The 15,012-nt window shown below is 50.4% G+C and carries 13 protein-coding genes; 5 read left to right on the top strand and 8 right to left on the bottom strand.

Going from position 1 to position 15,012, the window contains the following annotated elements; translation table 11 throughout:
• Positions 1 to 46: 46 nt before the first annotated feature.
• From LVQ79_RS02570 to nirB, 5 genes are all read right to left on the bottom strand, one after another.
• Positions 47 to 217, bottom strand: coding sequence for a DUF4223 family protein (locus tag LVQ79_RS02570; RefSeq protein WP_151993657.1), 171 nt, complete (start codon positions 215 to 217; stop codon positions 47 to 49).
• Positions 218 to 557: 340 nt separating this feature from the next.
• Positions 558 to 1,931 (bottom strand): siroheme synthase CysG, encoded by a 1,374-nt coding sequence (gene cysG / locus LVQ79_RS02565; protein ID WP_232863781.1) that lies wholly within the window; start codon positions 1,929 to 1,931, stop codon positions 558 to 560.
• Positions 1,932 to 1,950: 19 nt separating this feature from the next.
• Entirely contained in the window at positions 1,951 to 2,757 is an 807-nt protein-coding gene (nirC, locus tag LVQ79_RS02560; protein ID WP_151993655.1) for a nitrite transporter NirC, read from the bottom strand.
• Positions 2,758 to 2,858: 101 nt separating this feature from the next.
• Positions 2,859 to 3,185: a nitrite reductase small subunit NirD gene (gene nirD, locus LVQ79_RS02555; RefSeq protein ID WP_064514301.1), complete on the bottom strand. Its 327-nt coding sequence runs from the start codon at positions 3,183 to 3,185 to the stop codon at positions 2,859 to 2,861.
• The gene (nirB, locus tag LVQ79_RS02550) at positions 3,182 to 5,734 is read right to left on the bottom strand and encodes a nitrite reductase large subunit NirB (protein ID WP_232863780.1); all 2,553 of its coding nucleotides are present in this window, start codon (positions 5,732 to 5,734) and stop codon (positions 3,182 to 3,184) included. Before nirB ends, nirD begins: the two co-directional genes overlap by 4 nt.
• A 227-nt stretch (positions 5,735 to 5,961) precedes the next feature.
• Here nirB and LVQ79_RS02545 point away from each other — a divergent pair, with 227 nt between their 5' ends.
• Positions 5,962 to 7,245: a cytosine deaminase gene (locus tag LVQ79_RS02545; RefSeq protein WP_232863779.1), complete on the top strand. Its 1,284-nt coding sequence runs from the start codon at positions 5,962 to 5,964 to the stop codon at positions 7,243 to 7,245.
• Positions 7,246 to 7,323: 78 nt separating this feature from the next.
• On the opposite strand, the gene tsgA is transcribed toward LVQ79_RS02545, so the two are convergent.
• Entirely contained in the window at positions 7,324 to 8,505 is a 1,182-nt protein-coding gene (tsgA, locus tag LVQ79_RS02540; protein WP_151993651.1) for an MFS transporter TsgA, read from the bottom strand.
• A 280-nt stretch (positions 8,506 to 8,785) separates the two neighbouring features.
• Between tsgA and ppiA the strand changes: the two genes are divergently transcribed.
• The 4 genes from ppiA (at position 8,786) to argD (ending at position 11,985) form a co-directional block, all read left to right on the top strand.
• On the top strand, positions 8,786 to 9,358 hold the full coding sequence (ppiA, locus tag LVQ79_RS02535; RefSeq protein WP_064514292.1) for a peptidylprolyl isomerase A: 573 nt from the start codon (positions 8,786 to 8,788) through the stop codon (positions 9,356 to 9,358).
• Between the two features lie 109 nt (positions 9,359 to 9,467).
• Positions 9,468 to 10,070 (top strand): putative adenosine monophosphate-protein transferase Fic, encoded by a 603-nt coding sequence (locus tag LVQ79_RS02530; RefSeq protein ID WP_232863778.1) that lies wholly within the window; start codon positions 9,468 to 9,470, stop codon positions 10,068 to 10,070.
• 33 nt (positions 10,071 to 10,103) lie between these two features.
• A complete protein-coding gene (gene pabA / locus LVQ79_RS02525) occupies positions 10,104 to 10,667 on the top strand; it encodes an aminodeoxychorismate synthase component 2 (protein WP_151993649.1) in 564 nt (187 codons plus the stop codon).
• A 97-nt stretch (positions 10,668 to 10,764) separates the two neighbouring features.
• The gene (argD, locus tag LVQ79_RS02520) at positions 10,765 to 11,985 is read left to right on the top strand and encodes a bifunctional acetylornithine/succinyldiaminopimelate transaminase (protein WP_232863777.1); all 1,221 of its coding nucleotides are present in this window, start codon (positions 10,765 to 10,767) and stop codon (positions 11,983 to 11,985) included.
• 3 nt (positions 11,986 to 11,988) lie between these two features.
• Here the strand turns inward: argD and LVQ79_RS02515 are convergent, their stop codons facing one another.
• Positions 11,989 to 14,073 (bottom strand): YccS/YhfK family putative transporter, encoded by a 2,085-nt coding sequence (locus LVQ79_RS02515; protein WP_232863776.1) that lies wholly within the window; start codon positions 14,071 to 14,073, stop codon positions 11,989 to 11,991.
• Positions 14,074 to 14,263: 190 nt separating this feature from the next.
• Entirely contained in the window at positions 14,264 to 14,896 is a 633-nt protein-coding gene (gene crp / locus LVQ79_RS02510) for a cAMP-activated global transcriptional regulator CRP (RefSeq protein ID WP_151993646.1), read from the bottom strand.
• Positions 14,897 to 15,012 lie beyond the last annotated feature (116 nt).

The raw sequence follows: 15,012 nt of genomic DNA, 5'->3' as shown, positions 1-15,012 counted from the left end.
AAACCGCCCTTATATTTGGGCGGTTTTTATATTTGCTTCTGAATTATTATTGTGGAGATGCTGGGCCGCAGCCGCCAATAATTTTTGAAATAGAAATTGCTGGGTGCAGTAAATAATCATAACCACAAGATTTATCTTTGTTCTCAATGTGACCTGTACAACCAGACAACAGAGCCAGGACAGCTAGTGCAGAAGCAGCTTTTACGAACTTGTTCATTGATATTCCCTATCATTAATTATTTTTATACCCGTCATACTTCAAGCTGCATATGCGTTGGCTGCGTTTACCTATCCGAATCACTTACCAGGGTAAGCTCATCGGGATTCGCGCACTTGCCGCCTTTGTGCAACTCGAATTGTTTTTGGTATATGTAATGACCTTTCAAAAAGGTGGTTAATTATAGGGTTTACTAATGGTATTACTAAGTCTGAAATCAGACACGTTATTGCATGAAATAAATATTGCTTATGATGATTGGTAAATTAATTAACTGCTTATAAACAAAAAGGCTTGGCGAGAATACTCGGGCAAGCCTTTTTGTTATCTTAAATAAAAATTAATGATTCGAGAACCAGTTCAACTTATCGCGCAATGCAACAACTCGGCCGACAATAATTAAGGCCGGGCTTTCAACCTGCGTCGATAATTCACCAAGCTCACTTAATATTCCGCTGACCACGCGTTGTTTAACCGCAGTACCATTTTCAACTAACGCTACGGGCATTTCCGCGGACATACCGTATTGAATCAGTTTCTCCTGGATAGCAGGAGCCTGGTTTAAGCCCATATAGAACACCAGCGTCTGTTTTTCTGCAGCCAGGTTTTCCCAGTCCAACTCGCCACCTGTTTTCAGGTGGCCGGTAATGAGACGTACGCTTTGCGCATAATCGCGGTGAGTTAGCGGAATGCCGGAATAAGCTGAACAGCCCGACGCAGCAGTAATTCCTGGTACGACGGAGAACGGAATGCCGCCATCGCACAGGGTTTCTAACTCTTCGCCACCGCGCCCAAAGATAAACGGGTCGCCGCCTTTCAGACGCACCACGCGTTTACCGCTTTGCGCTTCACGCAGCAGAATCTGGTTAATCTCTTCTTGCGGGACGCAGTGATAACCCGCGCGTTTACCAACGAATATGCGGTCGGCATCACGGCGCACCAGGTTCATGATATCGTCGGAAACCAGGCGGTCATAAACCACCACATCGGCCTGCTGGATTTGCTGTAGCCCTTTGAGTGTCAAAAGCCCTGCATCTCCTGGGCCTGCGCCGACTAAAACAACTTCACCACGATGATCTAAAGGCGTGGCAAACATCGACTCAGTTTCTTTATCGACGGCTTGCTTGTCTTCGTTTGCCAGATATTGTGCCAGCCGGTCGTTAGTGAAGAATTTTTCCCAGAAGCGGCGACGCTCGGCCATAGTTTTGAAATTCGCTTTTACCCGGCCACGCAGCGTCCCGGCATAAGAGGCAATTTTCCCCAGATGCAGCGGCAGAATAGCTTCGAGTTTTTCACGCAGCAGACGAGCAAGAACGGGAGAGGTGCCACCGGAAGAAACGGCAACCATCAACGGTGAGCGGTCGATAATCGATGGCATGATGAAGCTGGCCTGTTTTGGCGCATCAACCACGTTACAGAAAATACGGCGGGATTCACACGAATCGCTGACTTGCTGATTCACTACATCGTTGTCTGTCGCGGCGATGGCCAGCCAACAAACATCGAGCAGTGCGGCGTCGAACTCACCCTGAACAAGGGTAATCATGCCCTGTTCCACCCACACATGAAATTGCGGGGAGAAATCCAGGGCATTTACAGTGACTCGTGCACCTGCCTCCATCAACAAACGCGCTTTACGTTCTGCAACATCGCCACCACCGACGAGTAGGCAGGCACGACCTTGCAATTGACAAAATATAGGCAGGTGATCCACGTTCAATCCTCAAAAGAAATTAGTTGCGGGCAGTCTCCGACGCGGTGAGTTGCGCAGGCTGGGGACGCTCGGCTTTCGGAGTAGCATACCAATAACCCAGACCCATGAATACTACGCCAGAAAGGGTATTCCCCAGCGTTACCCACAGCAGGTTGTGGCCGATTCCCGCCATAGTATATGCATCGCTGTGATGACCAAACCAGGACAGAGCAAACAGCGTCATGTTGGCGATGGAGTGTTCATAGCCGGAAGCGATAAATGCCAGTAGGCACCACCAGATAGCAATGAATTTCGCAGCACCTTCAGTACGGACTGCCATCCAGATTGCCAGGCAAACCAGCCAGTTACACAACGCACCTTTAAAGAACAGCACCATGGCTGGAGCCGAAGTTTTTGCCAGCGCCGCAGTGTGAACCAGGCTTGTGTCTAACGGCAGCAGGCTACCGCCGCCCCATTTGTACAGCAGGGCAACAAACACGGAGCCAATCAGATTACCTAGCCAGGTTTGCGGCAAAATGCCCCACATTTGACCGTGGGAAATGGTGCCTGCTTTAACACCAAAAGTCAGGAACATAGTGTGGCCGGTGAATAATTCAGAGCCAGCAATGATAACCAGTGTCAGGGCGATACCGAAGGTCGCTCCCATCACTAGTGGGCGCAAAGATGGCTCGACCAGGTTACCGAGGGTGAATATTAGAATGATCCCAAGGCCTACATATGCACCAGCCATTGCGGAGCTGATCCAGAAACCAAGCGGGTTGTTTTGCGACAATCGGGCAATGCGAGCGGCATTCGCTGCACATTTATTAATGGTATCGGTGAACATTTTTGTTATCCCAACAAATTGAAAGAAAAAGAGAATCTAAAAAATCGCAGAGGGAAGCGTTTTACGTCTTCCGCTCTACGATGAAGCCTCAAGGGCTTGTTTTAAGCTTTAATCTGAACCTGTCCGTCCTGAACGCGCGCCGGGTAGTGCGCAATTGAGCGGCTCTCGTCTTCCATGCACAGTCCGTCTCGCAGTCTGAAATGCTGCTTTTTCAACGGACTGGCGACCCAAAGTTCACCCTGGTGTTCGGCGATAAGACCACGAGATAACACGCTCGCTTCGAAGAACGGGTCAATGTTGTTGATGGCGAAAACCTGGTCGTCATTACGTGGGCGGAAAATTGCAATTTGCTCATTACCTACCAACGCGCAGACACCGGTAGCAGGCAGGATGTCGTTTAACTGGCAAACAGTAGTCCACTGGCTCATACATTTTCCTCCACTTCTTCTACCAGGGTAACCGGGATACGCTCGTAAGGTGTCGCCGGGCGATGTTGCTCACGTTCAGGCACGATTTGCACGTTCGGGTCGCGCACCGGGCTGTTGATGAAGTGCTTGAAGCGAACCTGAGCTTCCGGGGTATTCACCGTTTCAGTCCACTCGCAAATCACTTTCTCGCGCAGGCGCTCTAACTCAGCTTCAAGTTGAGCGTTCAGGCCCAGCTTGTCTTCGATGATGACTTGTTTCAGATACTCAATGCCGCCTTCCAGGCTGTCGAGCCATGGTGCGGTACGGGTCAGTTTGTCTGCGGTACGGATGTAGAACATCATGAAACGGTCGAGATATTTGAGAAGCGTTTCGCGGTCTAAATCTGCGGCCAGTAAATCTGCGTGACGTGGTTTCATACCGCCGTTACCGCACACATACAGGTTCCAGCCTTTTTCAGTCGCGATGATGCCGACGTCTTTACCCTGTGCTTCCGCACACTCACGGGTACAACCGGACACGCCAAACTTCATTTTGTGCGGGGTACGAATACCTTTGTAGCGATTTTCCAGCTCAACACCGAAACCAACGCTATCGCCAACGCCGTAACGGCACCAGGTGCTACCAACACAGGTTTTAGCCATACGCAGTGCTTTCGCATACGCGTGGCCAGTTTCAAAACCGGCTTCAATCAGCTGACGCCAGATCTCTGGTAAATCATCTTTTTGCGCACCAAACAGGCCGATACGTTGGGAACCGGTGATTTTGGTGTAGAGATTGAATTCGCGTGCGATACGGCCCACTTCCATCAGACCTTCTGGCGTAATTTCCCCGCCAGCGGAACGTGGAATGACTGAGTAAGTCCCGTCTTTCTGGATGTTGCCCAAGAAGTTGTCGTTGGTGTCCTGAAGCGGTGTGTGTTGTGGTGCCAGCACATAGTCGTTCCAGCAAGAAGCCAGCAGAGAACCTACGGTCGGTTTACAGACTTCGCAGCCGTAACCTTTGCCGTACTTTTGCAATAGCTCGTCGAAGGATTTAATTCCTTCAACGCGTATCAGGTGATAAAGCTCCTGGCGTGAAAACGCGAAGTGTTCACACAGGTTGTGGTTAACTTCGATACCTTGTTTGCTCAGCTCAGCATTCAACACTTGAGTGATCAATGGGATGCAACCACCACAGCCGGTGCCGGCTTTGGTTTCTGCTTTCAATGCCGCGACAGTATGGCAGCCGTTGTTGATGGCTTTAACCAGATGACCTTTGGTGACATCGAAACAGGAACAGATTTGCGCGCTGTCCGGGAGTTTATCAACACCAATTGCTGGCTTACCGGAACTGGCATGTGCAGGCAGAATCAGCGCATCCGGGTTTTCTGGCAGCTCGATGTTATTGAGAACCAGTTGCAGCAGGTTGCCGTAATCGCTGGTGTCGCCCACCAGAACCGCGCCGAGCAGGGTTTTGTTGTCGGCACTAACAATCAGGCGCTTATAAACTTCTTTGCTTTCGTCGAGATAAACATAGCTGCGGCAATCAGGGGTGCGACCATGCGCATCACCAATCCCGCCAACGTCCACGCCGAGTAGTTTCAGCTTGGCGCTCATATCTGCGCCTTCGAAGGCATTTTCTGAGCCGAGCAGGTGGTCAGCGGTAACCTGCGCCATTTTGTAGCCAGGTGCAACCAGGCCGAATGTGCGGTTGTTCCAGCTCGCGCATTCCCCGATGGCGTAAATGTCCGGGTCAGAAGTCTGGCAGGTATCGTTGACCGCAATGCCGCCGCGTTGACCAGTTGCCAGGCCGCACTGGGTAGCCAGTTTATCGCGAGGGCGGATACCGGTTGAGAAGACGATAAAGTCGACTTCCAGATCCGTACCGTCGGCAAAGCGCATGGTTTTACGCGCCTGCGTGCCTTCCTGGACGATTTCCTGGGTGTTTTTGCTGGTATGAACGCGCACGCCCATGCTTTCGATTTTATTGCGCAGTTGCTCGCCGCCCATGCGGTCGAGTTGCTCGGCCATTAACATTGGTGCGAATTCGATAACGTGCGTTTCAACGCCGAGGTTTTTCAGCGCGCCTGCGGCTTCAAGGCCCAGCAGACCACCACCGACCACGGCACCGCGCTTGCTGCGGCGGGCACAGGCTTCGATAGCGTTCAAATCTTCGATAGTGCGGTAGACGAAACAGTCTTGTGTTTCAGAACCTTTAATCGGTGGGATCCACGGATAAGAACCGGTCGCCATGACCAGTTTGTCGTAATACACGGTACGGCCAGTATTCGAGTGAATGACTTTTTCCTGGCGGTTAATGGTGATGGCGCGTTCGCCGACCAGCACTTTTACACCGTGCTTCTCGTAGAAGCCGTCACGTACCAGGGATAATTCTTCAGCGGTATGATGGGAAAAATAGGAAGACAGGTGCACGCGATCGTAGGCTTTGCGCGGCTCTTCACAGAAAACAGTAATGTCGAATTGGCCTGGCTGGGCTTTATCAAGTAAGTCCTCGATAAAGCGATGGCCGACCATGCCATTACCGATGATTGCGATTTTGACTTTGCTCATAATTGCCTCAATTTCTTTTCTATTACTGCCTACCTTAACGATTCAGCAATGGCGATTATTGATACAAATCAAATACACCTTTATATACCTCTTAATAGGTATATTGCTGATTTTAGTGGGTTTTTCTAAGTTGCGGAAATGTTTAGCTATTCGCGGGAAGACAATAAATGTCCCCATTTTGCCTTGTGTGCTATGAAATAGGGGCGGCTAATTAACAAGGAGTGGGTATGAGCAATCTGGCGTTGGAGTTAATTCAAAATGTGCGTCTGGTCGGGCGCGAAGGCTTATGGAAAATAGCCATCGAAAATGGGTGCATCAGCACCATAAAACCAATGAGTGAAACCCAAACCGAAAGCCAACAGGTGCTTGATGGGCGAGGCGGCCTTGCTATCCCCCCATTTATTGAGCCTCATATTCACCTTGATACTACGCAGACTGCCGGGCAACCGAGCTGGAATCAGTCAGGCACTTTGTTTGAAGGCATTGAACGTTGGGCTGAGCGCAAAGCGCTGCTGACGCACGAAGACGTCAAACAACGCGCCTGGCAAACACTGAAATGGCAAATCGCCAACGGCATTCAGTATGTGCGTACCCACGTTGATGTTTCAGATCCGACGCTGACGGCGCTCAAAGCTATGCTGGAAGTGAAGCAAGAAGCTGCCCCCTGGATTGAAGTGCAGATCGTCGCTTTCCCACAAGAAGGGATTATGTCGTACCCCAACGGTGAGGCGCTGCTTGAAGAAGCGTTGCAACTGGGTGCAGACGTCGTTGGGGCAATCCCGCATTTTGAATTTACCCGGGAATACGGCGTGGAATCGCTGCACAAGGCGTTCGCTCTGGCGCAGAAATACGATCGCCCGTTAGATATTCATTGCGATGAAATTGACGATGAGCAATCGCGTTTTGTCGAAACCGTTGCAGCCCTGGCGCTGCGAGATGGTATTGGGCAGCGCGTAACCGCCAGCCATACCACGGCGATGCACTCTTACAACGGCGCTTATACTTCGCGCTTGTTCCGCTTGTTGAAAATGTCCGGCATTAACTTTGTCGCCAACCCGCTGGTGAATATTCATCTGCAAGGGCGTTTTGATGACTACCCGAAACGCCGGGGCGTCACTCGCGTGAAAGAGTTGCTAGAAGCAGGAGTTAACGTCTGCTTTGGTCATGACGATGTGTTTGACCCGTGGTATCCGCTCGGAACAGCCAATATGTTGCAGGTGCTGCATATGGGGCTGCATGTCTGTCAGATGATGGGTTACCAGCAAATTGATGAAGGTTTGAAGCTGATTACCGATAACAGCGCGCGCACTTTTGGCGTGAAAGATTACGGTATTGCTGAGGGGAATGCGGCGAACCTGATTATTCTTCCGGCAGAAAATGGCTTTGATGCTGTGCGCCGTCAGGTGCCGGTGCGTTGGTCTATTCGCGCTGGGAAGGTGATTGCGACCACGCAGTTGTCACAAACCTGGGTGATGCTGGATGGAGCTGAAGAGATAACGTTTCGTGGGTGAGAAGTAGTGGATGACGCTTGAGCTTATCCACCCTACAAAACCGCGTAGGGCGGATAAACGTAGCGTAAGCCGACGCTTTTAGTGCGCAGCAGCAGCGTTATGCTGGCGGTGTTTCGTTACCAGGCCGAGAATCAGGCACATGATAAATACCACTGCGTACAAGGCGTTTGAAGTTTGCAGAGCCGCGTGCGGGCCGCTGTGAGCCACAATCGGGCCAGTGACCACGAAGGTTAGCATGGTGCCGATGGTGCCGCAGGTCAGTACGAAGTTAACCAGTTTTGGCGAAGCGATTTTGGTCTGCAATGAACCCAGGGTGATTACAGAGGTGTAAATCGCACTGGAGAAGAAGCCAAGCGCCAAAATAAACCATGCCAGATGTGCCGGTTCGCTTTTGTTAAACAGGTACATCAGAACAGTCGCCGCACCCGCCAGAACAGTCAGAATACGTTGCAAATCGAAGAAACGCAGAATAAAGCTGAACGCCCACATCCCGAACATGTAAGACATCCAGAAATCGCTGACCAGTTGGCCTGCGTCATTCAGGTTCATACCCAGGCTTTTGGCATATTCCGGAACCCAGGAGATAAAGCCCAGTTGGCCGAGGATGTAGCACAAAGCTGCGATGGACAGGAACAGTACGCCCACACCCCATTTTTCTTTCTCGGCGACTTTTTCCGGTTGCGGTGCGTGTTTACCCAATGCCGGGAAGTCACAACCGATGGTCAGGATGAAGATAGCGACATAAACCAGACCGATGCAGACATAAACCCAATACCAGTTGATGCTACGAGCCAGCAGAATCGCGGCCACCATTGGGAAGATCATCCCTGCCATACTGAAGAAGGAGTCGGTAAACAGTAGGCGTGAACCACGCTCACGGCCTTCATACATGTGCGTAATCAGGAACGTACCAATGGACATCGTGATACCGCTGACCAGCCCGAGTACAAACATCGCGACTGAGAAGATAGTCAGGTTATCGCCAAAGATAAGTCCGGCAACGGCCAGCACCATCAGGATGAAACCAAAACGCAGTTGAGTTTTGAGCGGTACGATTTCCATTAACCAGGCATTAAGGAAGATAGAAATCAAAATGCCGGCGTTCAGGAAAGTAAAGGTGTTACTCATGCTGGAAACGGGGACGTGGAAGTATTCGGCGATATTGCCCATCACCATCCCGGTGACGATTACCAACGCACCAGTGAGTGCGTAGGAGAAGAAGCTGATCCATGTGAGCTTAATGCGGTTGCTGTTAGTCATGACAAGCCTGTGAATAGAAATGTAAAGTGCTTTGACAGCACTCGAGAAGAATGGATTTTAGTCAAAAACGTGACTCATTCATACAATTTATAATTCATTTGCTGCAACGACTTGTATTTAAGGTGACCAGCGTCACGATTAATCGTGTTATTTGATTATTGATTCATTTAACTTATTGATTTGTGTGAAAGTAAAAAACCGTAAATGGCTGGCGCATACTTGAGTGCGTCTTTACAATCTAGCAACTTGCCTCATTCACTGCATTCGTAAGGAATTATTCATGCTCAAATCGACTCTGGCGGCTGTAGCAACTGTGTTTGCTCTAACCGCTCTCTCTCCTGCGGCACTTGCTGCTAAAGGTGACCCACATGTCCTGTTGACCACATCAGCGGGTGAAATTGAGCTTGAGTTAAATAGCCAGAAAGCCCCAGTCTCTGTGAAAAACTTTGTGGATTACGTTAACAGCGGTTTCTACAACAACACCATTTTCCATCGCGTGATCCCGGGCTTCATGCTTCAGGGCGGCGGCTTCACTGCAGATATGAATCAGAAGCAGCCTAACCCACCGATTAAAAATGAAGCCGATAACGGCTTGCGTAACACTCGCGGTACTATTTCCATGGCGCGTACTGCCGATAAAGACAGCGCGACCAGCCAGTTCTTCCTCAATGTGGCAGATAACGCCTTCCTCGATCACGGCCAGCGCGACTTCGGTTATGCAGTATTTGGTAAAGTTGTGAAAGGGATGGACGTTGCCGATAAGATCTCCCAGGTCCAGACTCATGATGTCGGCCCATACCAAAATGTTCCGTCAAAACCTGTAGTTATCCTCTCCGCTAAAGTCCTGCCGTAAAAAATTCCTGCGCGAGTATTCCGTACTCGCGCAATCTACCGCTTCCTGCACTTCCACCGATTGCTGCTTATACTTGTGGCAACAACGGGTCGTCATTTAGGGAGGCATCATGGCAAAGAAACTGACCGACAAACAAAAATCCCGCCTTTGGCAGCAATTGCGCAGCCGTTCATTTCATGCCAGCAGCCGGCTGGATATCCTTGAGCCTCATGCGCAAGATGAGATTATCGCGCAGCGTGTAGATACGATTGAACTTGGCCCGTTGCATCGCGGCTTACCCTGGTTGTGTGCCATCCATCAGCAGCTTTTTCAGGATGTTTTCGACTGGGCAGGCGAGCTACGAGATGTTGATATTTCCAAAGGGGAGATACAGTTCTGTCATTTCGAGTACATCGAAAATGAAGGCAACGATCTGATGCAAGAAATGGAGGACGAGCATTATCTCGTCGGACTTTCCAGAACTGAGTTCGTTCTGCGCCTGTCACATTACTATTGTGAAATTAACGTCCTTCATCCGTTCTTTGTTGGCAGTGGTCGGGCGCAGCGTGTGTTCTTCGAGCAGTTAGCGATTCATGCCGGTTACATCCTCGATTGGAAAGACGTATCGCCTGAAGCATGGGCAACGGCGAATCAAACCGGGGCGTTGGGTGATTTGACACTGCTCATCGAGATTTTCACTAAAGTCGTGAGTGAAGCGCGCGAAAGCGAATAGAATAGCGCGGTTCTTATTTACCCTGGAGCCGCGATGCTACTGCTTATCGACAATTACGACTCATTTACCTGGAACCTTTATCAATACTTTTGTGAATTAGGCGCAGAAGTGGTGGTGAAACGTAACGATGAGCTGACTCTTTCTGATATCACTGCCCTGGCACCAGAAAAACTGGTCATCTCTCCTGGCCCTTGCACGCCCACCGAAGCAGGAATTTCTCTTGCGGCGATTACGCATTTCGCCGGGCAGTTGCCGATTCTCGGCGTTTGCCTTGGACACCAGGCGATTGCGCAGGCATTCGGCGCGACTATTGTTCGCGCGCAAAAAGTGATGCACGGTAAAACCTCGGTTATCTCGCATAGCAATCACGGTGTTTTCCACAGCCTGAACAACCCTTTAACCGTAACGCGTTATCACTCCTTAGTGATCGACCCCGCCACCTTACCCGACTGTTTTGAAGTGACCGCCTGGACGGATAAGCAGGAAATTATGGGCATTCGCCATCGCGAACTTGACCTGGAAGGTGTGCAGTTTCACCCAGAAAGCATTCTCAGCGAGCAGGGACACCAGCTGTTAGCCAATTTCCTTAAACGTTGATTTTTTATTGCCAGTTAATGATTTTTTATGCATATTTCATGATTATATTTTCATTTTCTCATGAAGCTTTCACGCGTAAAAAGGGGATGGGCAATAAATGGCAACTGAACAATCAGCAATTACCCGCGCAACTTTCGATGAAGTTATTTTGCCGATTTATGCACCGGCAGAGTTTATCCCGGTAAAAGGTAAAGGTAGCCGCGTATGGGATCAACAAGGGAAAGAATATGTGGATTTCGCAGGTGGGATTGCTGTTACTGCGCTAGGTCACTGCCATCCAGCTTTAGTTGAAGCGCTAAAAACTCAGGGCGAAACGTTATGGCATACCAGCAACGTTTTCACCAATGAACCCGCTCTACGCCTTGGCCGCAAGCTGATTGACGCCACTTTTGCTGAACGCGTGCTGTTTATGAATTCCGGCACCGAAGCGAATGAAACAGCCTTTAAACTGGCCCGCTACTACGCTTCCACGCGCCATAGCCCGTATAAAACCAAGATTATCGCTTTCCATAACGCCTTCCATGGTCGCTCTCTGTTTACTGTTTCAGTTGGTGGGCAACCTAAGTATTCCGATGGTTTTGGCCCGAAACCAGCTGACATCATTCATGTGCCATTTAATGATTTGCACGCGGTAAAAGCCGTGATGGACGACCATACCTGCGCGGTCGTGGTTGAGCCGATTCAGGGTGAGGGCGGCGTTACGGCGGCAACACCAGAGTTCTTGCAAGGCTTGCGCGAACTGTGTGATGAGCACAAAGCTTTGTTGGTATTTGATGAAGTGCAGTGTGGCATGGGGCGTATCGGTGAGCTGTTTGCCTATATGCACTACGGCGTGACGCCAGATATTTTGACCAGCGCAAAAGCACTCGGCGGTGGCTTCCCGGTCAGCGTGATGCTGACGACTCAGGAAATTGCATCGGCGTTTCATGTCGGTACACACGGTTCAACTTACGGCGGTAACCCTCTGGCCTGCGCGGTCGCGGGCGCGGCGTTTGATATCATCAACACACCTGAAGTGCTCAGTGGTGTGACGGCGAAGCGGCAACAGTTCGTCAGCCATTTACAACAGATCGATGAGCAGTTTGATCTGTTTAGCGATATCCGTGGGATGGGGTTATTGATCGGTGCTGAGCTCAAACCGCAATACAAAGGCCGCGCACGTGAGTTCCTTTACGCGGCAGCGGAAGAGGGTGTGATGGTGCTGAATGCCGGGCCTGACGTAATGCGTTTCGCACCTGCGTTGATTGTTGAAGATACCGATATTGAAGAAGGTATGAAGCGTTTCGCTAAAGCAGTTGCGAAGGTGATTAAAGCGTAATACTTAGCCTGGCCGTCGTAGGCGGCTTAGCCAGATGCCATGATGTGGCCGTTGACGCCAGGCAACCGAAGATATGGTATGCATGGTGCTCAGATGGCCCAGTATCCGCTGTAAATGTTGTTCCATCGTACTTAATGGCCCGTTTGGAAGCCCTTCCAGCGGGTCGAGAATATTCGCGTCATTGGTTTCCCCCGGCCCATCATACTGAAGCCGCTGTTGGCATCGTTGTAGCGCGATTTCGCACGACTGCAGATAACGCTGGGCGAGATCCGGCGTCAGCATATTATGCTCGCGGGCGAGAGTCGTCATCGCATTGATGTGCTCGACGATAAACTGACTGTGCGTCACCCACAATTTCATATCCGCCAGATAATGCGAGTTAAACCCAGGTTCCTGCATCGCCTGGTTCAGGGAGTTAAACAGGGCGTTATGTGCCTGGTTAACCTTCATACGTTCATAAGCGAGCGGCGTTGGTTCGGGGTCATTACTTAGAATCAGGCGAATTGCATTTTGATCTCTTTCCAGCGCATCGTGGGCATTCTGGCGTAACAAGCCACTCTGCCATTGTGGCCACAGCCACACCATGCCGCCAAAGGCTATCAAGCAGCCTAGCAAGGTATCTATCAGGCGAGGGACGATGTACTGCTCGGCACTTAATGTTATCAATTGCAGGGTATAAACGGCGGTCACCGTAAAGCCTATCGTCGCCCAGCCGTAGCTTTTGCGAATAAACAGATAGCTCACCAACGTAATGACCAGCATCGCGCCCAGAGCAATGCTTTGCGGGAAGTGGAAGTGAAGCGCAATACCTGCGATGGCAAGGCCTGCAATGGTGCCAGCCGAACGGTGGAGAATACGAACTCGTGTGGCACCGTAGCCGTTTTGCGTCACGAACATTACCGTCATTAAAATCCAGTAGGGCTTGGGCAGATGTAAAAATGCACCCAGCAGACTGGCTATCGTGAGCATCACACCCAATCTTGCTGCGTTGCGAAGCGCCGCTGACTTCAATGATAAATAACTTTTCAATGCCGCCCACAACGGTAAACGGCGTTGCCGGTCTTCCATTAAATCACGGACATACAGTGGGCGTTGGGTGCGTAGCACGCGAGCGACACGGCTGAAGTGGTAATGGCAAAATTGCCCAACCGGGTTATCTGGATTTTGACGGGCGATTTTCTCAAGGGCATCGATCTGTTTTTCCATCGTAAAACGCTGTGGATAACGATGGTAAAGAATGTCGTCAGCCAGTACACGTAACCGCGCCGCGATGGTCTGTGCATTCCAGCGAATAACTGCTTCTGCATGGCTTTGCTCGACGAGCTTCTGAACTTCAGCTGGTTGGTGAAGGCTTACCGAGATGTGCTCTTGCAAATCCAATGCTACCTGGAATGCACGCAGCAAACGCTTGTAGCCGTTTTGCTGGTTTGCCGCCAGCATATGAAGCTGTTGGTAGCACTGGGTAATGAGATCCACCGCTTTTTGCTGACGAGCCAGCAGCGGTGGGAGCGCTTTTTCCGGATCGGTATGTTGAGTCAGCATGCCGTATTTTGCTTCACAGTAATCTGCCAACTGCCGATAGAGCAGACTCAATGATTCCCGCAGTGGCTGCTCGCGCCACATCCAGAACCAAAACCAGTTAAATACGCCGTACCAAATCGTACCGGAGACATACAGCAGCATCGGTTTCCAGATCGGCATATTCCCGGCCATGCTGAGCGTAAATATGGCAGCAATGAGTGATGCGGGAAGCAGACGAGCGTGCAGGGAACTGATTTCTGCCGTGACACCCAGCAAGAGCGCCATCACAACAAGAATGACGGGCAGTGGCACAGTGGTGTAAAGCAGCAAAAGCTGCATGATCAAACTGCTGGCAGCAAACAGACAGCCACCGACGATCAGGCGTTTGAAGAAACGTTTGTGCGGAGTATCAAGACCGGCAATGTTGCAACAGGCAGGGACTAAAGAGAAAAGCAGACCAGACTGGAGATCGCCGACGAGCAAACCTACTGCCACCGGAAGGCACAGCACCAGCGTCTGCCGCAGTGCGTAGTTAACTTCGGGATGGTAGATCAGTCTTCGCCACATAAACCCTTCTTACTTAAAGCTGCAGCGGCGTTAGCTGCGTTCATTCACCCGAATCACTTACTTGAGTAAGCTCATCGGGATGAACTCACTTGCTGCCTTGCTGCAACTTCAATTAATCGGGTTTCGGATTTAGTTTTTTAGAGACAAAAAAGGCGTGTTATGAAGCAACACGCCATTTTTTAGACGGAGATTAACGAGTGCCGTATACGACGATCGTTTTACCGTGAGCGGAGATCAGATTTTGATCTTCCAGCATTTTCAAGATACGACCAACAGTTTCGCGAGAGCAACCCACGATCTGACCGATTTCCTGACGGGTAATTTTAATCTGCATACCGTCTGGGTGAGTCATTGCATCAGGTTGTTTAGCCAGGTTCAGCAGCGTCTGCGCGATGCGACCGGTAACGTCCAGGAATGCCAGGTTGCCTACTTTCTCTGAAGTGACTTGCAGACGGTTAGCCATCTGTGAAGACAGGCGCATCAGAATGTCTGGATTGACCTGGATCAGCTGGCGGAATTTTTTATAAGAAATTTCAGCCACTTCACAGGCACTTTTAGCACGAACCCAGGCACTACGTTCCTGACCTTCTTCGAACAGCCCTAACTCACCAATGAAATCGCCCTGATTTAGATAGGAGAGGATCATTTCCTTGCCCTCTTCATCTTTAATCAGAACAGCCACAGAGCCCTTGACGATGTAATACAACGTCTCTGCCTTCTCACCTTGGTGAATGAGTGTGCTCTTCGATGGATACTTATGAATGTGGCAATGGGACAAGAACCATTCGAGAGTCGGGTCTGTTTGCGGTTTGCCAAGCACCATGCGCGGTTATCCTCTGTTTTATAACTGGCTACCAACGACAGGACGCTAAACATCCTGTCTGGCGTTGCAAGTAATTAGAATATTCCCCACCTTGGGGAGATGGCATGCAAGTCATT

This window comes from Buttiauxella cochleicola, from assembly GCF_021282405.1.
Lineage (GTDB): Bacteria > Pseudomonadota > Gammaproteobacteria > Enterobacterales > Enterobacteriaceae > Buttiauxella > Buttiauxella massiliensis.
Note: the sequence above shows the minus strand (reverse complement) of the source record. Positions and strands in the feature narration are given on the sequence as shown.